Consider the following 23,981-nt stretch of genomic DNA (forward strand, 5'->3'; position numbering starts at 1 on the left):
TTCTAAGAAGCATTTCTTTGCTGCTGATCAACCTGTTTGAGTTTAGGCAAGCCCAATGAGACAACGACAACAAATACCGACAATACGGCTACCCAAATAAAAATCGTATGCAAGCTTCCTGCGAGTACCGCTGACTCGATTGAATCGGCTTGTCCGGTATGCAGCAGCAAGCCAAAAACCGTAATGCCGATCGTTTGGCCGAGTGTTCGAATAAAGTTATTGCTGGCAACAGCCGAGCCGCGAAGCTCCCATCCAACGGACGAAGATACGGCAACCGTCAAGGAGGTCAAGGATAAACCAAAGGATAACCCTGCCATAAACGTATAAACGATAAATAAGGCAATGGATGTTGAAGCTGTCATGAATGCGAAGCCAATGCTGCTGGCCAGCAGGATGCAAGCGCCTGCAACGCCGATGTAACGCAGTCCTTTTCTCGAAATCCAATTGCCAGCCAGTATAGAGCCTAGCGGCCATGCTATCGAGAGCGGGATCATGGCAAGCCCCGAATAAGTAGCCGGTTTGCCGTAAACGCCTTGGATCCATAATGGCAAATAAAAAATAACAACCACATTGATGACACATAGCAGAAAACTATCCAAATTCGCCATGCTGATCATCCGGTTCCGAAAGAGCTGGAAAGGAATGATCGGCTCAGGCGAACGGATTTCAATCCGAGCAAACACGATGAAAAATAGGACGGCGAGCATCAGGAGCAGGCCAATTGTCCAAAAAGAGCTGCTGCCCTTACCGCCATCGCGAAGAAGCGTCATCGCATAGAGCAAGCTGAACATTGCAATAGCAAACGTAATAATGCCGGGATAGTCTATATGCTTTTTCTTTTTCTCCAATGTCTCTTGCAGCGAAGTTGACAACAGATAAATGGCTACGATACCAAACGGAAGATTCATGTAAAATATGGCGCGCCAGGATATGTAATCGACCAAAAGTCCGCCTAACAACGGCCCTGAGATGCCCGCGATTCCCCAAATGCTAGACATCCAGCCTTGCACTTTAGCGCGTTTCTCGAATGGATACAAATCTCCGATAATCGTATAAGGAATCGTTGTGAGCGCTCCTGCTCCGAGACCCTGCAGCGCTCGGAACCAAATGAGCTGATTCATCGTTTGCGCCACGCCGGAAAGCATCGAGCCAGCCAAGAAAATCAAAGCACCGATAATGAACATTTTCTTGCGCCCGTATAGATCGGATAGCTTGCCGTAAATGGGGGTCGTAATGACCGTCGCTAACAAATAGATGGAAATAATCCAGCTGTACTGCTGGATGCCCTGAAGCTCTCCCGTTATGCTGGGCATAGCCGTACTTACGATCGTTCCCTCGATTGCAGCAAGGAAAGTGGCGACAAAGAGGGCAATCGTTACTTTTTTGCGAGTCTGATTAGCGTTCATTGTTCATCCTTTCCATCAATCTTTGTACGAAAAATAAAAAATGAAGATGATCCTTTCTATTATGATCGCTGTAAGCTTGAAATATCAACGATTATATTCAAAGTTATGACGTTTGCTGAAGCTTTACTCGTGTAAATTGCAAGCATCCTCGTTTGCACAGCCGCAAAATATAGGATGGCCTTTCTGTTTCTTGCAGCAGCCAAAATTCATTATCGCCAAATAGCTGGCACAGCATCTGCTCAGCCATTTTGCATGCTGCTTGTTCATCTAAGATCAACGTGACGCATACCGTATAACATAATGATTCATAACCTCTTAATATTTCAACCTTTTTGTGGAAATCAAGCATAATACTAGTCGCCCCTTCATACGCATTAAACCTATTCCCCTATTGTATCCGCTAGTTGTAAACAAGTAGTTACAGAATGGTAAAACTTGAATCCTTCTCGCTTGTCATACGTATGAAAGATGTCCTTTCGGATTTGTTTGTGATAACATATATGATGTGATTTAATCTATAATCCTATTTATTGGAAAGTAAGGATGTTGCTGAATGTATGATGTGTTGTTAAATATAATCGATCAGGTTGGCTATTTCGCCCTCTTTCTCGTTTTATGCCTAGGCTTGATAGGTCTGCCTATTCCAAATGAAGCAGTCGTAATGACTGGCGGCGCATTAGCTGCATCCGGCATGTTATTGCCTGTACCTGCATTTATTATGACCTTCCTTGGCATCTGCTCCGCGATGACATTTGGATACAGCATCGGAAGATTTGCGGGAAGCAAGTTGTCCGATTGGTTTAAAAGGAAGAAAAACATAGGAAGGTTCGTCGCCAAATCCGAGCAGCTGAGTGAACGCTACGGCGGTTATGCAATCAGCCTTAGCCTTTGCCTTCCTTTCTTGAGACATGTCACGCCTTATGTGATGGGCATGAACCTTATGCCTTACAAACGTTTTGCCCTATTCGCTTATCCATCTGCATTTATCTGGACGCTTATCTACTTTATAATCGGTTCATTCGTTGGCGATCAGGTACAAGATCTTTCCGGTCATATTTATAAATATGGGATGTGGATCATTTACGGACTCGCCGCAGCTGTGCTCGGCTTTGCAGCTTATAAATATATAAAAAGCAGAAACGAGAAGAAGCAGATTGAAAGGCCGATGTAACGCTGCACCAAACCAAGAACCATCGCGAAATGCGGTGGTTCTTTTCATTTGCAGCAACCTTTTATCCATAATGAAGCTATTGGCTGATAAATGTCGGAATGCTGCGATGTAAGCGCTTAATTGAGCTTAATGATTTAAATGTCTAGCATTCATTTGTTGTATAATAACGCTCAGTGTGCATCGGCCCCGACCTTCCTGAGAGTGGAAAGTCAACGATAGAAATATCATTCGCTTTTAATTGCTGCAATTTTCACAAAACATATCTTGAAGGAGGCTTATTTGCTTTGCTCGAACAACTTAAAAAATCATGGTTTTCCAATGTGCGCGGCGATGTATTAGCGGGGATTACGGTTGCTCTCGCCCTCATTCCGGAATCGATTTCGTTCTCGCTGATGGTCGGAGTGGGACCTATGGTCGGGCTTTACGCTTCCTTCTGTATCGCTGTCATTATCTCGATTGTCGGCGGCAGGCCCGGCATGATCTCGGCCGCAACAGGCGCGATGGCATTGCTGATGGTTTCTCTCGTCAAAGACCATGGCATCGAATATTTATTCGCTGCTACGATTTTGGCTGGCGTACTGCAATATATAATGGGTGCTCTGAAGCTGGGACAGCTCATATCGTTCGTGCCGCAATCCGTCATGCTCGGCTTTGTTAATGCGCTTGGCATTCTCATCTTCACTACTCAGCTCGTTCATTTCGTAGGTGCAAGCTGGATCATGTATGCGCTCGTCGCATTGACATTAGTTATTATATACACGCTTCCTAAGTTTACTAAGGTCATTCCATCACCGCTTGCTGCGATCATTATCGTATCGATTATTGCAGTAGCGATTGGAGCCGATCTTAAAACCGTTGGCGATAGAGGCTTAATCGAAAGCACACTGCCTTTGTTTCACATTCCGGACGTGTTATTCTCGTTCAAAACGTTGTGGATCATTTTGCCATACTCCTTCTCCCTTTCGATTGTCGGCATATTGGAGTCGCTGTTAACGGCTTCCGTTCTCGATGAAATGACGGACACAACCAGCAATAAGAATAAAGAAGTCCGAGGTCAAGGCATCGCGAACATCGCGACAGGCTTCTTTGGCGGCATGGCTGGCTGTGCTCTGATTGGACAATCCGTTATCAACGTCAAATCCGGCGGCCGTTCAAGGCTATCTACATTAGTTGCGGGCTCCTTCCTGCTCTTTCTAATTATGGCGTTAAGCGACGTCGTCAATAAAATACCGATGGCAGCTTTGGTAGGCGTCATGATTATGGTCTCCATCAGCACCTTCGATTGGAAATCGGTGTTTCAAATTCATAAGGTGCCGCGCTCGGATGCGCTGATTATGATCGCAACTGTCGTGATCGTTCTAATCACGCATGATTTATCCAAAGGTGTTTTTGCCGGCGTCGTTCTCAGTGCCTTCGTATTCGTCGGGAAAATGGCCAAAATTCGCGTCTCTTCCGCAGCAGACAAATCGAATACGCGAACGTACCGCATATCCGGGCAGTTGTTTTTCGGGACGACGAGCCGTTTCGTTTCTTTGTTCGACTATCAACAGGATCCTAGCAAGGTTACTCTTGACTTTAGCGGCTCGCATGTTTGGGATCAGTCCGCTGTGACAGCTATCGCAAAAGTAAAAAGCAAATACGAGCAATTAAATAAGCAAGTAACGTTCATCGGCCTTAATGAAGAAAGCAAGCTCATTATCCGCAATCTAGGCTTGACCTCTTCAAGCGGTCATTAATACAATAAAGCTCATGCCCGTTCACCTCGAAGGTGTCCTAGCATGAGCTTTTTTTGTGTATGCATGTTATTCAGCTTTGTCTAGCTTCTCTTTCGCTGTGTCGACAAGGAAATCAAACAGCTCGTCATCCTCTTCAAGCAGATCCTCTAGTGCAAGCAACTGTTCTTCCTTGCCTGATTCATGCAAGAAAAACAATCCGTAGCCCCATTCTTTGCCTCTCTTGCTGTGCAAAGCGATTTCATATTCGTTCACATGGCCTTCTACTCCAAAATGAACCTTGCCCACATAGCCGTCTTCCTTCGAATACGTCATGGATGCCTCTAATACATTGATGTTGATCACTGCTATTCTTCCTTCCTATATGTTCGTTACGGCGCGAGCTGATTGATTTGGCTTAACAGCTCGTTAATTTTGTTAATCGTATCCGGAATACCCGTTGATTCAAACACGGCTCGTCCTTGCTCTATATTCGTGAGAGCCTGATCAAGTCCCTGCTGAAGCGTCGTATTGTATTCGGCAATCGACTGGTGAAGATCCTTTGCGTAGTCCGGTACCTGGAGCCCGCCATAGTTGACGACCTGCTCCTTGAGAGCGAGCAGTCGCTCCTTCAAATCGGTTCTTGCATCCAGGTCTGTCACTGCTTGCTCCGCAAGTGTATTCATATCTTGTCCGAAGTCCGTTAACGATTGCAAGTAATCCGTCGTCTCTGTTGCAAAATTTACCGTTTGACCTACTTCCTCCATAATACCACAGCCGGCTGTAAGAAGCATTATTGAGAGCATCAATATGGTTACGCTGCGTTTAATCATCCGAACCCTCCTCCATATATTGCGGCGCCGCCGAGGGCGAACGCCTATTCCTTCTCATGCATACATTACAGTACGAAATCAGCTCCTGCTGGTTTCGTGTATGTCACAAGGAGATGATCGGGATGGAAATTCAATTATCGGCGCTTCACTGGGTTTATTTAGGATTTATAATCGCCATTATTGGATTTATGCTGATGCGGCGCGATACTACGCTTATTTGTATTGCGGGAATTTTAGGAATCGGCATACTTGCAACCACTTCGGCAAGCGGCTCTGTAAGCGGTATTTTTAACAGCTTTATTTTTGCCATAAAAGAATTGCTCGGAACGATCTTAATCATATCCATCATCGTCGCCATGAGCCGCGTGCTCATTCGAACCGGCATAAACGAAATTATGATCTCACCCTTTACCCGTTTCCTTAGGACACCAACGCTTGCTTTCTGGGGAATTGGGCTCATCATGATGGTGACATCGTTCTTTTTCTGGCCTTCTCCAGCGGTTGCCCTCATTGGGGCTGTGCTGCTGCCTGTTGCACTAAGAGTCGGCTTGCCGGCACTCGGAGCAGCGGTAGCGATGAACCTGTTCGGGCACGGCATAGCGCTATCAGGCGATTATATTATCCAAGGGGCGCCAAAGCTTACAGCGGATGCCGCAGGAATTCCTGTCAGCGCCGTCATGCAGGCCAGCATTCCTCTCGTTATTGTCATGGGTGCCGTTACGACGATAGCTGCTTTCTGGATGATGCGGAGGGATCAGAAATTAGGAACATGGCGTGATGGTCTCATTGCAACGACAAGTGACAAACCGCTTGCCAATGACTATAGCGATGAAGCCGACCGCAATGCATTGTCTTTGGGAACCAAACGCGTGCTTGCAGCCGTTATACCTGTTCTGTTCGCGCTTGATGTGGTTGCCATGTTCATGCTTAATCTGCAAGGCGGGGATGCCACCGCTCTGATCGGCGGAACCGCAATCCTCATTATGCTGCTCATTACGATGATGACGCATCGGGGCAAAGGCTTCGAGAAGACAACCAGTTATTTAATCGAGGGCTTCTTATTCGGCTTTAAAGTGTTTGGTCCCGTCATTCCGATTGCGGCATTTTTCTATTTGGGCGACTCCGGATTTCTGGCTTTGTTCGGAGAGAAGCTGCCGGAAGCGTCACATGGCATCGTCAATGATCTAGGCGTCGCTCTTGCTCATGTCGTTCCCGTAAACGGTTTCGTCGGCTCCATCACCTTAACGGTCGTTGGCGCTGTCACCGGCCTTGACGGCTCCGGCTTCTCCGGTATTTCGCTGGCAGGCTCAATCGCTCAGCTCTTCGGGCATGCGATCGGATCGGGTCTAGCCACTTTAACGGCGCTTGGTCAGGTTGCCGCAATATGGGTTGGCGGAGGTACCATTATTCCTTGGGCACTTATTCCGGCAGCGGCTATTTGCGGAGTAGATCCCTTCGAGCTCGCGCGTCGCAATTTGAAGCCTGTCCTTATTGGACTTACGGTGACGACTATCGTCGCGATGTTCTTGATTTAGACTGTTTTTGCTTTCGATAAACAATCATTCCCGTCATAACAGCAACTAACGCTCCAATCGCTAAATAAATAGTCCGCGGAAATGAATCATCCGTCTGCTGAATGTCTAAGCTAGGCTGCGGCGGCAGTGAACCGCTGCCTAGCCATGCGATATGCTCATTCGCTTTGCTGTGCAGCATCGTGCCGCTGCAAAGACTTACCTCCATCGATTTGCCTGTTGAAACGGCGTAAACCAAATATCGCTCACCCTCCTGAAATTCAAACCCGCAGCTGTCGCTGCTTTCCGCAGTTAGCACCTCAATAGACGGCGTAACATGTCCCTTCCATACCTCGTTTACTTGAAAGGTTGCTTTCACGGCCTTCGCTGGCGAGCGAAACAAAGCTAATGACGATGATTTTACAGAGGTTGCCGTGCCTTCAAATACAGCATCGCTCCTGCTTGTAATCTCTTGAATCGATTTTGATTTTACACAAGTGCATGCCGATGCCTCCCTTGGAAAGACGAGCAAGCTAGAAGCAAACAAAGCTGCAGCCAGCCATAATCCAATCCAACGTTTTTTTCTTTCCATAAATAGTCCCCTGACCTTTATTAATAATAGGCATAAATAGCCTATTAGCCTAGACGTGGATAATTGGGAAAATGTTGCATTGATGGGAAGTTGAAAAAAAGGATTTCCCAAAAGCTATGGGGCCTCCCCGTTAGTTCGTCGTGAGCGGCTGGACGAACGGTGGCTTTAAGAACGTATGTGTTCTTACAGCAGTTGAGTAGCGTGTTTTTGTCAGCTTTAAGCACCTATGTGTGCTTAAAGAGCTAATTCGGCGTGAGGGGCTGTCTTAAAAAACCAATTCATGATTTTTATGCTCCACTTCATATTGAATGATAGGAATAAAAAAGGACCTCGTCCCCACCTAGCAGTGGGTTAAGAGGTCCTTTCGCTTCATAATTGGGATGCTCCCATTCCGTGCGAACATTTTTGGGACAGTCCCTTCCATTTGTTACCCTTTTAAGCTTTGCTTCGTCTCTTCGACAAGCTCGACTTTTGCCGGCCAGAATGCTTTCTTGCCCAGCAAGGCTGTGATCGCCGGGACTAGGAACGGTCGAACGATAAACGTATCCATCAATACACCAATTGCTGTAATTAAACCGAATTGGACAAGCACTTGAATCGGCAGCGAGGCAAGCACCGCGAACGTAGCTGCTAGAATAAGACCAGCCGACGTAATGACGCCTCCCGTTTCGCTGACGCCCTCTTTGATCGCCTGGTTTAAGGGCATTTTTTTGCGCTTCTTCCAAATGCTTGAGATCATGAAGATATTGTAGTCTTCACCGAGCGCGATTAGGAACACAAATGCGTATAGAGGAATCGCCCCTTGAATCGCGTCAATACCCATGAAGTAATGCAGAATAATCCAGCCTATGCCTAGCGCTGCTCCAAAGGAAAGCAATACTGTACCAATTAAGTATAGAGTGGCAGTAATGGATCTCAAATAAACAAGCAGCAATATCATAATTAACAAGGTAACGAGCGGAATGACTACGCGGTTATCACGATCTGTGAGCACCTTGGAATCATATTGTGTAGCTGTTTGTCCGCCGACCCATACCTTCTGATCAGCATCCGCCAAATTCGCCCCGGCAAGAGCCGCTTCTGCTGCCTGATGAATTAGCGGGATCGTGTCCATCGCTGCAGACGAGTAAGGGTTCGTGTTCAGAATAACCTTATAGGAAAGTAAGTTTGGATCATCGACGCTTGGCTGCGGTTCCTGTACATGATCAACGAGCGGAACGGCTGCCAGCTTGCCTGCCAAGTCAGCATCTGTTCCTTCCGTTTGTACGACAACCGTGATCGGCGCTAAATCTCCAGGCGTGAATGATTCTGAGATCAATTCAAATCCTTCTCTGGAAGGCATATCTTTCGGGAAAGAAGAAAGCAAATCATAAGTAAATTTAATTTGACTGGAGAAGCTGGCCAAGATGCCTAATACAACAACCGATGAGATAACGACCATCCATGGTTTTGCGATAACGAGATTTCCAATTTTCGAGCCAAGCTTCTTCTCTGGATTTGGCTTGCGATATGGCTTTCCTTTTTTCACTGCACGTGCTTGCTCCATAAATTCAGTGCGTGGAATAAACGGGAAGAAGGAAGCTCTGCCTATAATCGAGAGTAATGCCGGAACTAGTGTAAGACTGGCAATGCCCATAATAAGGATGGATAAGCTAAATGGAACGGCAAAGCGATCGTATGCGCCATATTTAGCAGCAAGCAAAGCCAGCAAGGAAAGGACAACGGTAAAACCGCTCATGGCAATTGCGCCCGATGCGTCTCTGAAAGAGCGTTTTAATGCGGCCATCTTGTCGCTCTCGCGCGTTAGTTCATGGCGGAAATGCGAGATAAAGAACAAGCAATAGTCCGTGCCTGCCCCAAACAAAAGGACGGTCATAATCGAAATTGCCTGTGCATCAACTGTAATCCACCCTTCGCCTGCCATCCAGCCAAGCAATGGGCTCGTTACTGCATACGCGAAGCCTACGCCGATGAGCGGGATAACAGCAAGTATGGGAGAACGGTAAATGAGCAGTAGAAGAACTAACACGATCAGCACCGTTGCGATAAGCAGCGATACGTCCGCTCCTTTGAACAGATCGGTCGCATCTACCGATATGCCTGCCGGTCCGCTGACACGAACACTAAGTTCTTCCTTATCGTCAACCGCAATGGCAAAAGGATCTTTCCCTGAAGCATCATTAATGATCCCTTTTATCGCTTCGATATTCTCCTTCAATACCTCGGTTTCGGTCTGTTCTCCGAATGCAATCGGCTGAACGAGTGTCGTTCCGTCCTCCGAAGCAAATTTTTGCAAGGCAGGCATCGGCATTTGATGGAGCGGCACGACCTCTCCCTGCTCCTTCAACGGATTTTCAATAAGAGCCTGCGTCGTTTGCTGAATAAGTACAAAATCCTCATCAGACAAGCCGCCTTCACGGTGCCAGACGACGAGAGCCGGAATGCCGGAGGAGCTAGGAAATTTGTCTTTAATAAGCTGATCAGCCACAACCGACGGACTAGCTGACTCCAGGTTAGGTGCATTGCTTTCTTCTTTTTCCCCGACTGCAGGAAGAAATAGGCTGAGCAGCACAGCAATGACAATCCATGTTACTAACGTAATCCACCTTGTACGCGGTCCTGCGATGATCCCAGCTAATTTTTCGATCATTTGTCAAATCCTCCATTTCACTTATTCACTCATATCGTTTAAAATGAAAGCATACTACGAATTAATTATATATACCCGAAGGTTAATTAATCAATCTCTATTTTTTACAATTTGATGAATGGAGGGCAAGGCGTTTGGGCGACGAACAAATAAAACGCAAACCAGGCCGGCCCAAAGGGACAGGCTCAATTCAGACGATGCAGCAAATTTTACGAACAGCAGCCTATCTTTTTATGGAACATGGATTTGAAAAGGTGTCGCTGGATGGCGTTGCTCAAGCCTGCGGCGTTACAAAGGCCAGCGTCTATTATTATTTTGACAACAAAAGCATTCTATTCACCGAATGCCTTCAATTTGTGCTGAAAATGGCATATGATCAAACCGCCAATCTCGTCCATGGGCCTGGCTCCCTTAAGGAAAGATTGCTAAACGTTGCACAAAAGCATATGAACAATGCTCATGTTGAGTTCGAAACGATGATGCGCGAGGCATCAAGCGGCTTAAGCGAGGAGCAAGTGACGAGTATTCGCGCGAGCGAGAATGCTATTCATGAGCTTGTCGCAAGCGTATTCCAGAAAGCGATGGACGAGGGCGAAATTATGCGCGGCGATTCTTTATTGCTGGCACATGTCTTTACGGCAATGCTTACCGTCCGAAATCGCAAGGAAATTATAAATGAGGAAAAAACAGTGGAACAAGCGTCGACCGAAATCGTAGAACTATTGTGGACTGGCTTGATACCGCGTTCGAAATCAATTTAACCTGGAGGTCATGTAATGCTTAAAACTGTAATTGGCCGACTCCGTGTCGTCGGTTTGTTTGAAGGGATATCCTTTCTTGTGCTGCTGCTTATCGCGATGCCGCTCAAATATTGGGCTGATATCCCGGAGGCTGTCGCTGTCGCAGGAAGTCTGCACGGGCTATTATTTGTTCTTTATATGCTTGCTCTTCTTCATGTCTGGATTGCGTGCCGCTGGTCTATCTTTAAGGTTGCGGCAGCCTTTATCGCTGCATTCCTCCCCTTGGGCACGTTTGTTCTCGACAAGAAGCTGCTTCGCGATCAAGCTTAATGCCTCATACACACAAAAAGACCAGAGCATAAACGCTCTGGTCTTCTTCATTTCGTTCAACGAAATTAGTTATGAAACTCCTGTCCATCATGAACAGCTTTGACATATCCAGCCCGGATTACAAAATCTCCGAAATGCTCACCCGTCTCGCGTTCTTTCGCATACTGATGAATAATCGGCTTAAGCGTATCGAGAATTTCCGTTTCGTCGATATTTTCCTTGTACAGCTTATTCAGTCTTTCTCCGGCAAAGCCGGCACCCATATACATATTATATTTACCGACTGCTTTACCGATAAAAGAGATTTCACCTAATGCCGGTCTTGCGCAGCCGTTCGGGCATCCCGTCATCCGGATGTTAATCTCCTTGTCGCGTAGGCCAGCCTCATTAATAATCGGCTCCAGCTTGTCAATCAAAGTCGGCAGATAACGTTCAGCCTCAGCCATTGCAAGTCCGCAGGTCGGCAAGGAGACACAAGACAATGAGCTTCTGCGAAGAGCCGAATGCTGAGCGCCATCGGTAAGACCATATTGCTCGACCAATTCTGTAATTTTGCGCTTCTTCTGGCTGCTGACATTTCCGATAATTAAATTCTGATTCGGCGTAATTCGGAAGTCGCCGCTATGAACTTTAGCGATTTCGCGAAGAGCTGTCATCAGTAGGAAGCCATCCTTATCCTCAATCCGTCCGCTTTGGATGTACAATGTCAAATTCCATTTGCCATTGCTGCCCTTCAGCCAACCATAGCGGTCGCCGTTGTTATCGAATTGATACGGACGCACAGTCTCAAGCTGCCAGCCGAGTCTGTTTTGAAGCTCGGTTTTGAACCAATCAATGCCATGACGGTCGATCGTATACTTAAACCGTGCGTTTTTGCGAATGGAACGATTTCCGTAATCCCGTTGAATCGTAACCGTCTTCTCAGCCAGATCAACGATGCGCTCCGGCGGGCAGAAGCCGATAACTTTGCCTAGCTGCGGATACGTAGTCGAATCGCCATGAGACATCCCCATACCTCCGCCAACGGAGATATTGAAGCCCTTCAGCTTGCCGTCTTCTACGACAGCAATGTATCCGATATCCTGCGAGAACACGTCCACATCGTTATGCGGCGGAATCGCAAATCCGATTTTGAATTTACGCGGCAAATATACCGGTCCATAAATAGGCTCTACTTCGCCTTCTTGTTGACCGTCAACCACCTTCTCGCCATCCAGCCATATTTCATGATAAGCGCGTGTACGCGGTGCGAGGTGATCATTCACCTGCCGCGCCCAGTGGCTCACTTCGCCATGAAGATCGGATTGGAATGGATTCGGGCTGCACATGACGTTACGGTTGACGTCACCGCAGGCTGCTAATGTAGTCATCAGCTCGCTGTTGATTTTTTGAAGCGTTGGCTTCAGGTTCCATTTTAAAATACCGTGCATTTGAAAGGTTTGACGAGTTGTCAGACGCAGTGTCTCATTGCCGTATTTATGCGCCAGACTGTCCATCGCCAACCATTGCTCGGAAGTGGCTACACCGCTTGGCAGCACCACGCGAATCATGAATTGAAAAGCGGGCTCCAGCTTCTGTTTTTCACGTTCGTTGCGAAGATCCCTGTCATCCTGCATGTAGCTCCCGTGAAATTTCAACAACCGATTGTCGTCCTCAGGCAAACCGCCCGTAATCGGATTTCTTAACGTGTCGACAAGCGCTCCGCGCAGGTAATTGCTTTCGATCTTAATATGCTCAACCTCGCTTGGCGGCCCGCCGATAGGCTTAACCAACTGCTCTTTCGCCATTGCTGCTAATCTCCTCTCGCAATCATTCACATACTCTTGATGATTTAAAAACGATCTATTAATACACGTCGCGCTGGTAGCGCTGCTGCTGCTGCAAATCGTCCAAATAAGCCGCTGCTTCCTCTGCGCTCTTGCCGCCTTCTTGTTGAATAACTGAAATTAGCGCAGCATGGACATCATGTGCCATATGCTTCTCGTCGCCGCAAATATAGACATATGCGCCTTCCTGCAGCCACTGGAACAGCTCACGGCTCTTCTCCAGAATACGATGCTGTACATATACCTTCTCTTCCGTATCGCGGGAGAACGCAACATCCAGCTTCGTCAGCACGCCATCCTTAAGCATTCTCTGCCAATCGGTCTGGTACAAGAAATCCGTAACAAAATGGCGATCACCGTAGAACAGCCATGATTTCCCTTCTGCTCCCAGCTCCTCGCGCTCTTCAAGAAATGCGCGGAATGGCGCAACTCCCGTACCCGGACCAACCATAATGATCGGTGTTTCCGGATCAGTTGGCAGCTTGAAGTTTGGATTTTGCTGAATATAGATTGGCAAAGTGTCGCCTGCTTCAACTCTCTCCGCACAATGCACCGAGCATACACCGTAACGATCGCGGCCATGCGCTTCATAGCGAACCGCACGAACCGTAAGATGCACTTCATCCTCGTTCGCTTTGAAGCTGCTTGCGATGGAATACAGGCGTGCTGGCAGCTTCCGCAAAATAGCGACAAAGCTGCTTGGCGATAACTGCCAAGGCTTAAAGTCCTGGACCAGATCAAGCAGATCGCGTCCATTGATATAGCTCTTAAGCGCTTGCTCTTGTCCTGGCGCCAGCAGCTCTTGAAGAGCTGTATTCGACGTAAGCTGCGCTGCTTGCGTTAGCAACGGTTTTGTTAATGCCGTAATTTCATAATGCTTTAGAAGTGCCTCGCGCAGCGATGCTTGCTCGCCATTCTTATTAATAGCAACGGAATCAGTCGGTGCAAAGCCCAATTCATGAATGATTGCATCTACTAGAGCAGGATGATTCTCCGGGTATATGCCTAGGCTATCGCCTGGCTCATACAGCAAGCCGGAGCCTTCAAGGGATAGCTCCAAATGACGGGTTTCCCGATCCGAGCCGCGTCCGTTCAAGTTAATGTTTGCAAGTACTTCGGCTTTAAACGGATTCGTCCGCGAATATGCCGATGGCTCCGATGCAGTGCTGCTGCTAGTTTCTTTTACAATGTCGCTCGAGCCCGATGCTGCGTTCAAGCCTTCATTTAAAGAGCTAATAACTTGCCCGATCCAGCCTGCAACCGGCTCATCATAATCCAGATCACAATCGACACGCGGAACTAGCCGCTTGCCGCCAAGCTCCTCCAGTCGCTGATCGAAATCCTTGCCAGTTTGACAGAAAAACTCGTAGGAAGTATCTCCAAGAGACAGCACGGAGAAGCGCAGATTCTCAAGCTGAGGCGCTCTCTTGCTATAAACGAATTCATGGAAAGCCCGCGCATTATCCGGCGGCTCGCCTTCGCCATGCGTGCTGACGACCAAAAACAGGTTTTCAACTTTTTTCAAACCATTTGTTTTAAATTTGTTCATCGCAGCTAGCGTCACTTGAAACCCTTGCTCTTCGAGCTTGCGTGACAAGCTGGTTGCGATTCTTTGGCAATTGCCGGTCTGTGAGCCAAATAGCACCGTTACCTCGCGAGAAACGGGTGCTTGACTCGCTATAGAGATGACCTCCGCTGCGCTTGTTGCTGCCGCAACTGCTTGAAGCTCAGTGGCTGCTGTCGCTCCGACTGCTGTCTGGCGAGCGAACAAATAGCCTGTAAGCCATATTTGCTGTGATTCGGTTAAGGATGGCAGAAGGCGATTAAGAAGCTCGACTTGATCTTGACTAAAAGGACTGTTCGTTACCTGAAGTTGCAACAATATCCACCTCTCATAAACATAAAATCATCTTCTATTTTTTAAAGTCAGATAAAAAAAGTATTACAATATTACTTAACCTAACATAATCAGACAAAACGTTCAACGATGTTTTCAGGCGCTTGAATGCCCATATTTAGGCAATTTGACCTTATTTCCGGCTAAAATAAAGAAATCAGGGCTATTTGCCCTGATTTTCGTTCGTTTATTAGAAAAAATGATCGTTTGGATATAAAAAAGTGATAGTTGAATAATTAATTGCTCCGTAAAAATGAGTGCTAATTGAAAATCGTTCTCGTTATTTCGCTTTATTTATAAAATAATAAAATAAAAAAGTGCTGCTAGCGCAAAGCGATAATAAGCGAACCAAGAAAGCCTGATTTTTTTCATCATATTTATGAAAGTGACGACAGCTATCATCCCCACAATGAAAGCGGCAATGAGACCGATCAAGAACAGCGGCAAATCCGCCATCGTTAGAAACTCGCGGCTCTTAAGAAGGTCGATACCGCTTGCTCCCGCCATGATCGGCACAGAGACGATAAACGTAAATTCCGCAGCAGCCTTCTGGCTGGTACCGAACAGCATGCCGCCTGATATCGTAGAGCCTGATCGCGAGAAGCCCGGCCAAAGGGCTAGCACCTGGAAGCATCCGATGGCGAAGGCTTGCTTATATGTAATATCGTCGAGCTCCTCGGCGCTAGGCTTCCTCCTCACCCGATCGGCGATAATCATCAGTATTCCGCCGGCGACGAGTCCGATCAGAACCTTTTCCGCTACAAACAGTTCTCCTTTAATAAAGGAATGCAGCAGAACAGCACAGATTCCTGCAGGTGCCATCGCAATAATAACGTGCAAAGCATTTAGCCCTGATTTTTTGCCGATATTGAAATTGAGCAGGCTTGCAAATCGCTTTCGATATAGGACAAGCACAGCCAGCACCGCCCCGAATTGAATGACCACCTCGAACGTTTTCGCGCGATCACCCGTAAAATTCAACAGCTCCGCCGTCAAAATCAAGTGGCCGGTTGACGATACGGGCAAAAACTCCGTCAACCCTTCCACGATGCCCATAATAATGGCATTAATTAAATCGCCCAACGCCCGATTCCCCCTCAAAAGAATGATTCATACTCGCTTTATACAAGCTTATGCATGTCCGTATGCGTCCATCTCATTTTCAATCAAATCGGTTTGAATTTCTATTTTGCGGATTCGGTTATCGTCTCTCTCGCGGATGATGAATGTCATATTGCCGTACGTCCACGGCTCTCCAACCGGCAGCTCCGGCTTCTTATTAAACAGCCAGCCCCCGATCGAATCCACCTCTTCGCTCTCAAGATCCGTTCCTGCAGCCTCGTTCAAGTCGCTAATCAACGCTTTTCCGTTAACCATATAACGCTGCTGCTCAATGATTTCAATCTCCTTCACTTCATCCTCATCGAATTCATCACGAATTTCCCCAACAATCTCTTCAATGATGTCCTCGATCGTAATTAAACCGGCCGTACCGCCGTACTCATCCAGCAAAATAGCAATATGAACGCGTTCCTGCTGCATTTTGCGAAGCAAGTTGTTGATCGGCATGACCTCGGGAACGGACATAACGGTTTGCAGCAGACTTGCTACGTCGACGGTCCTGTCCGTATCATAGCGCAGAAAAAACTGCTTTGTGTTAAGCACGCCAATGATGTTATCCTTGCTGCCCTTGGCAACAGGAAACCTTGTATATTGCTCCTTCTTGATCGTAGCCAAATTGTCTTCGGCAGATTGATCTACATATAAGCATATCATATCCGTCCGCGGCACCATGATCTCGCGGGAAAGCCTATCATCGAAGGCAAATATCCGGTTCACGTACCCGAATTCACTTTTGTTGATTTTCCCGCTTTCGTAGCTTTCCGACAAAATGATGCGAATCTCTTCCTCAGAATGGGCCTCATGCTCGCTCGCGGGCTTTAATCCAAGTAGCCGCACCAAGCCGTTCGCTGAGCCGTTAAGCAGCCATATGAACGGAAACATCACCTTGTAGAAGACAATGATGATCGGAGCTGTCCATTGACTGACCTCCTCAGATTTAATGATTGCCAGCGTCTTCGGAGCAAGCTCGCCAAGCACAACATGCAAGTACGTCACAATAATGAACGAGATGACAAACGACAGTACGGAGCTTAACTCTCCTTCAATTTGAAGTCGATCAAACAACGGATGCAAAATTTGCTCGATCGTCGGTTCGCCCAACCATCCGAGGCCTAGCGCTGTTATCGTAATGCCAAGCTGGCAAGCGGATAAATAACCGTCGAGTTTGTTTGTTACCTGCTCTACCGCTCTAGCATTCTTCATACCTTCGGTTACCATCTGATTGACACGGCTTGATCGCATTCGAATAATGGCGAACTCCGTCGCAACGAAGAAAGCAGTAAGTACAAGCAATAACGCGAATATTACAAGTTTTAAAATCATAGTTTTCTCCCTCTTTTCGAATGGAGATGCGATTAGTAGCCGACCTCAACCGATGCATTAACGATATAGATCAAATCGTTCTTATCATCTTTGTCAGGAAGTACTACACCGCTGGTTGTCAGCATGCCGCCGTCCATCAGCTCAACAGTCACATGACCATAAGGCAGCACGGCTTTTACCTGTTCGATATCAAGAAGCTCATGATCGCATGGAAGCGCTAGCCTGACCCGCACCTTCATGTTATCAAGCGAGCCGCCAGGCAGAACAGACCGCAGTCCGGGCATCGAATTGTGGTGAATCGCGTTTTGAACCGCACGCACCGATGCCTTCGTAATATTTTGACCGTGAAGATCGCATCCCATGCCTATTTCTATAAAAAATAAGTTGTCCACTTAAATATCCTCTCCCTTATTTATGCATTTGATACATGCTGGATCTATTACCATGGCACCTCATCGTTTGGTCCAGCGCCTTCGCCTGCGGGTGTGTAGCTATAGCCGGAATCCGCGTCCTCCGGAGGCTTCCTGCTTCCAATCCGCGGCATGACATCGACCAAATCAAGCGGCTGTACGAGCTCGACTGGCGACATTCCTTTCTCGAATTGGAAGGCGTCGCCTTCGATCACGACCACATAACGGCCATTATGCTTCGCAAAATGAATGGCATCGCCAAAATCGGCAAGCAGCCCCTTCACCGTTACGCTATCGAGCTTGAACGAGAACGGCAGATCCGGCTTTTGCTCGACTAGAGCCGCAGCAGCAACCTCTACTTGCTCCGGCGTCCACCACTCCTGCAGGTCGCGCTTCTCGCTTGCCGCCCACACCTCAACCGCATTTTCTTCCTCACGGCGCTCGGAGCTCTCATCCTCCTGCCACTTGTCGGCAATGTATTGATGGACCATTTCGACAACCTGCTCACCCATGACCTCTGGCAAAGGCTTCTCATAGGACACATATTTCAAGAAGTCCTCAAAATACCGCGCATGCGACGCCTGATGAATCTTCAGCTCCCAATGCTCGAGCATCCCCTCCTCCGGCATATGCGGATATTGGATGGATTTGATGCTGCGCGCGCTTATCGCCATTTCCACCTGCGAGATCAAGTTTTTCTCATCGGAAATTCTAGCGATTTTCGGCTCGAAATCACATTTGAGCAAAAACAGGAACGGCTCGTCAAAATACGTATTCAGCTTGGACAAGGCAATGATAAAGGCTCCGCCCCTCACCGCGCTCGTATCCATATAAATCCGAACAAGCTCGTCCGCGATGCCGATAAAACGCTCCTTCGAGTCAGCGTCGCGGAGCCTTTGGAACAGGTTGTAGTTCTGGTTGCTGCCAAGCTCATAGCCCGGCTCCACCATAAAACGTCCGATTTTGGTAGGGGCGCCCGCGGAGTTCGGGTTGCGCTCCACCTTTCTTTTGACGATACGCTTAAACTCATCATCCAAAAACTTCTGAATCTCGCTATCCTCGTACGTATCCTCATCTAGTGTCTGATAGTGCTTGAATCGCTTGCCAGATGAAGCTGCGCTCTCCTCTCCATCGGTATGAATCACGAAAAAGGATAAATATTGCATGTTAAAATCCACGTTGATAATTCCTCCAAGCGGGCTAATGTCATCTCCTTAGAATAGCATATCTCTCCTCTTCATGACATCAGACGGGAGAACCTCGCAAGCATCTTCCATCATTCCAAAGTACGGTTAGAGGGCAATGGCAGCATAATTCATTGGGCCTATGAATGAGGCTTCAGCTAGCATGAAATGCAATAAGAGATACAACTAATTTCAACCATTCTTACGAATTTAAATCAGAAGCAAGAATGGCTTTGATTAAAATAAGCCTTTCAATCAATGACAAAATGAACATTTATAAAAAAAATCGGCAGTCAAGGACTTGTTGAAAAGTCGCTGGACTACCGTCGTTTTATTGCACTATTCTTTCATGATCTCGATCTTCTTTGCAGCAGCTTGTGCAGGAAAAGATTCATCAATCCCGCCTTCGACCCCATATCGTACTTTTGTAAAAAAAGGCTTAATACGGCGCAGCCTGATAACGGTAAGCTGGCGTCCGCTCTATATCGTCAAAGCTGCGATGCCAGAGGTCTGTCGTTGCGGGCGACATTGGCGGGATGAGCCATGACCAGCGTCCGGTCACTGCTCTGCCTTGATCCTGCTCCTGCTTCTCGAAGCGAAGGAACTGCTCGGCAGCCGTATGATGATCAACGATGCTGATGCCTAGCTTTTTGAACGAATGAAGGACGGCAGCATTCAGCTCCACTAACGCACGATCCTTCCAGAGCGAAGTATTCGTCGTTGTGTCGAGCTGGAACAGCTTGGCGACATTAGGCAGCTGATTATAGCGGTCGGTATCCGATAGGTTTCTTGCGCCGATTTCCGTTCCCATATACCAGCCGTTAAACGGAGCTGCGGCATAAGTAATGCCGCCGATCTCAAGCTCCATATCCGAAATAAAAGGTACGGCGTACCATTGCAGCTTCAATTGCTGAAATTCGATAATCTCAGGATGCGTTAAGGGCACCTCCAGCACCGTTTCATTAGGCAATGGATACCACTGCGGCGCTTTCCCTTCCATCTGAATGACGAGCGGCAGCACGTCAAATCTTGTGCCTTCGCCATTCCAGCCAAGCTTCTGGCAAGCTTCGGTAAAGGCAAGCGAAGCCGAGTCGCCTACGATTTCGTCTTCCTTACGGTAACCCGCATAGCGAACAAGCTGATGATTCCATATTCGCAAGCGGTTAAGCGAATGGTTCGCGGGAAAAATCGTTATCGCCGGACGAATTCGTCCATTATTGGTTGCATAGCTCATATGCTTGAAAATGCGATTTGACGCATCGATCTCATCCACCACATCGCGAGCATCGAATACTTCAAGCGTTTGCCAAAATAAACGGCCGATACAGCGGTTATTGTTCCGCCAAGCCATTTTCGCGCCATGCTTCAGCTCCTCATAGGTATGGGAGTAGACACCTGTCTGCTCAATTTGCTCCAAAACCTGCTCGATTCGGCGCTTCGCTTCCTCTTCGCTTTTTCCTAGCTCATAGTAAGCTTCGCCCAAAAAAGCAGTTGCTTGCTCAGCTATCTTCTTTGCCGTTGTCGTTGTCGTTGTCGTTGACATCATCACTCGCCTCGTTCTCCGCTAGCTTTAACATTATTCTGCGCTTTCTATATAGCATCGTTGCCGCTTCCGACACATCTTTCAGCATGCCTCGATTAATAAAAGCTCCAAACAGCATTCCTGCTATAGGGATCATTTGAAACAGCTTCTTCCAGCCAAAATTATCGCGGTAAACCGTGACGACCTCCCGCCAGCCCTGCAGCTGCGACATCATTTGATTGCTGCGGCTCGCTTTGTCATAAGCGCTCAGCTCTTCCAAAATCGCTTTTTTGCCGACAATATCAGAAGAAGCGAATTGCATAACCTTAACGGCGAAGATGCGCTCCTCCTTGAGCTTGGGATCAAAGCCATAGCAGATCGCAATCTCTTGTATAATCTTTAAAGATAGACCTAGAACAGCCGGAATATCAACCGCCAGCGTAAAAATACCGCCAATGCCTGTCGTCGCGCCCTGGAGCGTTGCAATCGTCGAGCGGCTTGAGGCTAATTGCTCAGCGCTTTTATTCATGACCGATAGCGGCATCGCTGCAACGTCTTCAATCGCAAGCTGTTCCTCTTCCCCATTGGAAATGGCGGCAGCCTGGTCCGCGTTGCGCTGCATGCGTCCGATGACCGAGCGTTCAGAAATGAGATATTTCCCCCCGGTTTGAATGTAGCTCCCAATCTCGTCAACCGCTTGTCCAATCTTCTCTTGAATAAACTTTGGCGTTACTTTATCGAGCAGCATAAACGGCAGCCGTCCCAGCTTCTCCCAAAACCATATATCCTTCTGGCTGCTCTCCCACACCGCAATCTCGCGCAATGCTGATTGCAATTCCTCTTCCGTCTCGTTAGAAGACCGCATCTAAATCACTCTCCTTCTCCGCATGTAATACGCTGACATTCCGCAATCGGATTCGTTCGTTCACATTATTGTTCCAATTTCCGCCCCGTAAACAGCAGCATGACAAAGGAAAAAGCGATGATCGCAATCGTCCAAGCCCATGCCATCCCGGTATCGCCTGTCTCCACTGCAATGTAAATAGCGGTCGGAACCGTTTGCGTACGCCCGGGAATATTGCCAGCAATCATTAAGGTTGCGCCAAACTCGCCGATGCTTCTCGCAAATCCAAGCAAGTACGCAGTTTTCAGTGAATGCTTGGCTAGCGGCAGCGTAATAAAGCGCAGCACCTGCAGCTCGCTTCCGCCAGCGGAGCGTGCCGAATCCTCCAAATGCCGGTCTACGGAAAGAAAGCCGACCTTCATCGTCTGGTAAACGAGCGGAAACGCAACAATGACCGCCGCGATAATCGCGGCGATCCATGAGAAAACGATGGGCTGAGCAAATAACCATTCATAGGCCTGTCCGATCCAGCTTCCACGTCCAAGCAAAAGAAGCAGAATGAAGCCAACAACGGTTGGAGGCAAAACGAGCGGCAGCATAAATATCGTTTCTATGATGCTTTTTCCTTTAAAGGAATGCTGCGTCATGAAGCGAGCGGCCAGCATTCCGATTATAGCAACTATGATGCTTGCAAATAGTGATACTTTTAAAGAAAGCACTACTGGCGGCAGCCATACGTCCCAATTCATGTCGCAAGCCTCCGGTTAGACGTTATAATGCTCCCTATTATATCGAAGTTAGGCGTATTCGCCCAGCAAAGATGTGAGATTTCCGCGGTAAAACAGCTTTAACATATGCAAAGCACGCGTACAGCCGACATAGAGAAGCTTCGCATCAAGCGGCGTATAAGCAGTATCGCTTGCATCGGCAATCAGCACCGCATCGAATTCCAGCCCTTTCGATAAATAGACCGGAACGACCGACAAGCCGCCGCCATAAGCGGGCTGCTTGCTTTGCACAAGCGATGCGTCCAAGCCGCGATCAGTCAAATGCCGATAAATGTCCTCGCATTCTAGCGCCGTACGGCCGATGACAGAGATCGTTTCGTATTCGCCCTTTGCTTGCCAATCCCGAACGGTTGCTTCAAGCGAAGCTAGCCATTTCTCGCTCGCAATCGGCTCTGCTGTCACGGCATCGCCGCTGCGGAATACAGGTACGGCAGGCTTCACGCCGCCGGTCATGCTGCCTAATATTTTGTTAGCGAATTCGATAATTTCCATCGTCGAGCGATAGCTTCGATTCAACTCATAGAAGCCGATCTGCTCCTCTTCGAACAATGCTGTCAGCTCAGACCAGCTTTGCACGCCGGTATAAGCATGAATGCCTTGCTGCAGATCGCCTAGCACGGTCATCGATGCCGTTCTTTGGCAGAGGCGCAGCACTTCAAGCTGAAAGGGAGAATAATCCTGCGCTTCGTCAATGACGATATGATCGAATGCCTGCTTTGGCAATCCGAACAGCTGGAGCTGGATATACGCTAGCGGCGCCAAATCCTCGGCGGCAGCGATGCCCTTTTTGAGCCGATCCGCCGTAGCAGCTGCAATGGGCTTCGGAATGCCGCCTGCGAGCTGTTTGCCGCTGAAGAGAGATGCATAGAGCTGGACGGATGTATAGGCCGGAATTTTTTTTGTAAAGCTGTTAAACTTGGCGAGCGCCTTCGCCCGTATCTTCTTATCGACGATTCCCTTCATCTTCAGCTCCGACTCGAACCAGCGCCTGATCCGGCTAACGAGCCGATCGCGCTTCTTCATAAGCGTCTCATCGCCATAATCGGTTTCGTACCATTCACGCATGAGCACCGGAGACAGCTCAAGGCCGTCAATCGGCACAAATGACGTAATCGGTACGATTCGCTGCTCGAAATCGGCTATCCTCTCGTCGACGATAGCTTTAAAAGCCAAATTGCCTTTAAAGCGACCGGAAGCATGCTCGATCTCATCAGCGGTCCGACGCTCTTCGAACCAGTAAGCCATCGCTTCAGAAGGATCGCTGACCGTTATCGTCTTCTCCAGCAGCTCCAACGACCAATCGCTAAAGGTCGTCTGCTGAATGTCTCCGACGCCAAGCTCTGGCAGCACGCCGGATATGTAGTCGAGAAACATGCGGTTTGGCGCGAAAATAATCATCCGTTCCGCCCGCATCCGATGGGCATATTGGTAGAGAAGGAAGGCAAGGCGGTGCAGCGCTACGGTCGTTTTACCGCTTCCCGCTACCCCTTGAATAAACAAGGCCTTGTTGCGATCGGCACGGATGATTCTGTCCTGCTCGCCCTGTATCGTCGAGACGATATCCCGCAGTTTATTATCCTTGTTCTCGCCAAGCCGATATAATAGAAATTCGTCAGTGACCGAGCCTTCCACCTGGCCTCGCACGTAGCTGTCGACCAAACGGACAATCTCGCCCTGACGAATCATGAAATTCCGCTTTAAATGAACATAGCCTTCAATCTCTCCATCAGGCGATTCATAGGATGCAGGCGCCTCGCCGCCTGTGAAGGAATAGAACACGCTGGCTGCCGGAGCGCGCCAGTCGATAACGAGCAGCTCGTTGCTGCCTTGCTTGGCGACGCCTGCTTTTCCAATATATAATGGCTTCTGCTCGTTGGCAGGAAGCTCCTGGAAATCGATGCGGCCAAAATAAGGCTCACGCTTCGAAATTTCAAGCCGCAGTCTCCGTTCCTCTTGCTGCAAATCGAGCATTTGCTCCGTAAAATCATCGCCTTTGTAGCGCGGGCCGATGGCTTGAAGCTGAGCTATGATGTCACGCAATGATTCGGTTAATCGTTCTTGCTCGTCTTGATAGGCACTTTGAACGGTCGTCATGTCAGTTACCTCCTAAGTTTTGGATG

The 23,981-nt window shown here is 48.1% G+C and carries 22 protein-coding genes; 5 read left to right on the top strand and 17 right to left on the bottom strand.

The features are described 5' to 3' along the window. Positions 1 to 2: 2 nt before the first annotated feature. The gene (locus tag AC1TPC_RS03040) at positions 3 to 1,406 is read right to left on the bottom strand and encodes an MDR family MFS transporter (RefSeq protein ID WP_482065402.1); all 1,404 of its coding nucleotides are present in this window, start codon (positions 1,404 to 1,406) and stop codon (positions 3 to 5) included. A gap of 103 nt (positions 1,407 to 1,509) precedes the next feature. Continuing rightward, positions 1,510 to 1,755: a hypothetical protein gene (locus tag AC1TPC_RS03045; protein ID WP_482065403.1), complete on the bottom strand. Its 246-nt coding sequence runs from the start codon at positions 1,753 to 1,755 to the stop codon at positions 1,510 to 1,512. 204 nt (positions 1,756 to 1,959) lie between these two features. On the opposite strand from AC1TPC_RS03045, the gene AC1TPC_RS03050 reads away from it, so the two are divergent. Beyond that, entirely contained in the window at positions 1,960 to 2,577 is a 618-nt protein-coding gene (locus AC1TPC_RS03050; protein WP_482065404.1) for a DedA family protein, read from the top strand. 284 nt (positions 2,578 to 2,861) lie between these two features. Next, positions 2,862 to 4,313 (top strand): SulP family inorganic anion transporter, encoded by a 1,452-nt coding sequence (locus tag AC1TPC_RS03055; RefSeq protein ID WP_482065405.1) that lies wholly within the window; start codon positions 2,862 to 2,864, stop codon positions 4,311 to 4,313. Positions 4,314 to 4,379: 66 nt separating this feature from the next. On the opposite strand, the gene AC1TPC_RS03060 is transcribed toward AC1TPC_RS03055, so the two are convergent. Both AC1TPC_RS03060 and AC1TPC_RS03065 read right to left on the bottom strand, forming a co-directional pair. Continuing rightward, positions 4,380 to 4,655, bottom strand: a complete 276-nt coding sequence (locus AC1TPC_RS03060) for a hypothetical protein (protein ID WP_482065406.1) — start codon at positions 4,653 to 4,655, stop codon at positions 4,380 to 4,382. Between the two features lie 26 nt (positions 4,656 to 4,681). After that, entirely contained in the window at positions 4,682 to 5,122 is a 441-nt protein-coding gene (locus tag AC1TPC_RS03065) for a DUF6376 family protein (RefSeq protein WP_482065407.1), read from the bottom strand. Between the two features lie 122 nt (positions 5,123 to 5,244). Here AC1TPC_RS03065 and AC1TPC_RS03070 point away from each other — a divergent pair, with 122 nt between their 5' ends. After that, a complete protein-coding gene (locus AC1TPC_RS03070) occupies positions 5,245 to 6,657 on the top strand; it encodes a hypothetical protein (protein WP_482065408.1) in 1,413 nt (470 codons plus the stop codon). On the opposite strand, the gene AC1TPC_RS03075 is transcribed toward AC1TPC_RS03070, so the two are convergent. Both AC1TPC_RS03075 and AC1TPC_RS03080 read right to left on the bottom strand, forming a co-directional pair. Further along, on the bottom strand, positions 6,632 to 7,225 hold the full coding sequence (locus tag AC1TPC_RS03075) for a hypothetical protein (protein ID WP_482065409.1): 594 nt from the start codon (positions 7,223 to 7,225) through the stop codon (positions 6,632 to 6,634). The genes AC1TPC_RS03070 and AC1TPC_RS03075 overlap by 26 nt on opposite strands. A 427-nt stretch (positions 7,226 to 7,652) precedes the next feature. Further along, positions 7,653 to 9,875 (bottom strand): MMPL family transporter, encoded by a 2,223-nt coding sequence (locus AC1TPC_RS03080; RefSeq protein ID WP_482065410.1) that lies wholly within the window; start codon positions 9,873 to 9,875, stop codon positions 7,653 to 7,655. Between the two features lie 134 nt (positions 9,876 to 10,009). Here AC1TPC_RS03080 and AC1TPC_RS03085 point away from each other — a divergent pair, with 134 nt between their 5' ends. Together AC1TPC_RS03085 and AC1TPC_RS03090 are read left to right on the top strand one after the other, a co-directional pair. Further along, positions 10,010 to 10,636: a TetR/AcrR family transcriptional regulator gene (locus AC1TPC_RS03085; RefSeq protein WP_482065411.1), complete on the top strand. Its 627-nt coding sequence runs from the start codon at positions 10,010 to 10,012 to the stop codon at positions 10,634 to 10,636. Between the two features lie 15 nt (positions 10,637 to 10,651). Further along, positions 10,652 to 10,945 (top strand): DUF3817 domain-containing protein, encoded by a 294-nt coding sequence (locus tag AC1TPC_RS03090; protein ID WP_482065412.1) that lies wholly within the window; start codon positions 10,652 to 10,654, stop codon positions 10,943 to 10,945. Positions 10,946 to 11,010: 65 nt separating this feature from the next. On the opposite strand, the gene cysI is transcribed toward AC1TPC_RS03090, so the two are convergent. The 11 genes from cysI to AC1TPC_RS03145 all read right to left on the bottom strand — a co-directional run bounded on the left by cysI (position 11,011) and on the right by AC1TPC_RS03145 (position 23,955). Further along, positions 11,011 to 12,732, bottom strand: coding sequence for an assimilatory sulfite reductase (NADPH) hemoprotein subunit (gene cysI, locus AC1TPC_RS03095; protein ID WP_482065413.1), 1,722 nt, complete (start codon positions 12,730 to 12,732; stop codon positions 11,011 to 11,013). A gap of 58 nt (positions 12,733 to 12,790) precedes the next feature. Further along, entirely contained in the window at positions 12,791 to 14,650 is a 1,860-nt protein-coding gene (locus AC1TPC_RS03100; protein WP_482065652.1) for an assimilatory sulfite reductase (NADPH) flavoprotein subunit, read from the bottom strand. A gap of 312 nt (positions 14,651 to 14,962) precedes the next feature. After that, the gene (locus tag AC1TPC_RS03105; protein ID WP_482065414.1) at positions 14,963 to 15,751 is read right to left on the bottom strand and encodes an undecaprenyl-diphosphate phosphatase; all 789 of its coding nucleotides are present in this window, start codon (positions 15,749 to 15,751) and stop codon (positions 14,963 to 14,965) included. Between the two features lie 48 nt (positions 15,752 to 15,799). Further along, a complete protein-coding gene (locus AC1TPC_RS03110; protein ID WP_482065415.1) occupies positions 15,800 to 17,113 on the bottom strand; it encodes a hemolysin family protein in 1,314 nt (437 codons plus the stop codon). 32 nt (positions 17,114 to 17,145) lie between these two features. Next, on the bottom strand, positions 17,146 to 17,505 hold the full coding sequence (locus tag AC1TPC_RS03115) for a Lin0512 family protein (RefSeq protein WP_169082949.1): 360 nt from the start codon (positions 17,503 to 17,505) through the stop codon (positions 17,146 to 17,148). Between the two features lie 47 nt (positions 17,506 to 17,552). Beyond that, positions 17,553 to 18,701, bottom strand: a complete 1,149-nt coding sequence (locus AC1TPC_RS03120; RefSeq protein ID WP_482065416.1) for a DUF3900 domain-containing protein — start codon at positions 18,699 to 18,701, stop codon at positions 17,553 to 17,555. A 345-nt stretch (positions 18,702 to 19,046) separates the two neighbouring features. Next, positions 19,047 to 19,166, bottom strand: a complete 120-nt coding sequence (locus AC1TPC_RS03125) for a DUF3221 domain-containing protein (protein WP_482065653.1) — start codon at positions 19,164 to 19,166, stop codon at positions 19,047 to 19,049. After that, the gene (locus tag AC1TPC_RS03130) at positions 19,147 to 20,253 is read right to left on the bottom strand and encodes a nitric oxide synthase oxygenase (RefSeq protein WP_482065654.1); all 1,107 of its coding nucleotides are present in this window, start codon (positions 20,251 to 20,253) and stop codon (positions 19,147 to 19,149) included. The genes AC1TPC_RS03125 and AC1TPC_RS03130 overlap by 20 nt, the downstream gene beginning before the upstream one ends. After that, positions 20,207 to 21,094 (bottom strand): EcsC family protein, encoded by an 888-nt coding sequence (locus tag AC1TPC_RS03135; RefSeq protein ID WP_482065417.1) that lies wholly within the window; start codon positions 21,092 to 21,094, stop codon positions 20,207 to 20,209. Before AC1TPC_RS03135 ends, AC1TPC_RS03130 begins: the two co-directional genes overlap by 47 nt. Positions 21,095 to 21,159: 65 nt before the next feature. Continuing rightward, entirely contained in the window at positions 21,160 to 21,822 is a 663-nt protein-coding gene (modB, locus tag AC1TPC_RS03140; protein ID WP_482065418.1) for a molybdate ABC transporter permease subunit, read from the bottom strand. 48 nt (positions 21,823 to 21,870) lie between these two features. Next, positions 21,871 to 23,955 carry a HelD family protein gene (locus tag AC1TPC_RS03145; RefSeq protein ID WP_482065419.1) on the bottom strand — a complete coding sequence of 695 codons (2,085 nt, stop codon included), beginning with the start codon at positions 23,953 to 23,955 and terminating at the stop codon, positions 21,871 to 21,873. Positions 23,956 to 23,981 lie beyond the last annotated feature (26 nt).

The organism is Paenibacillus sp. Y280 (assembly GCF_056786335.1).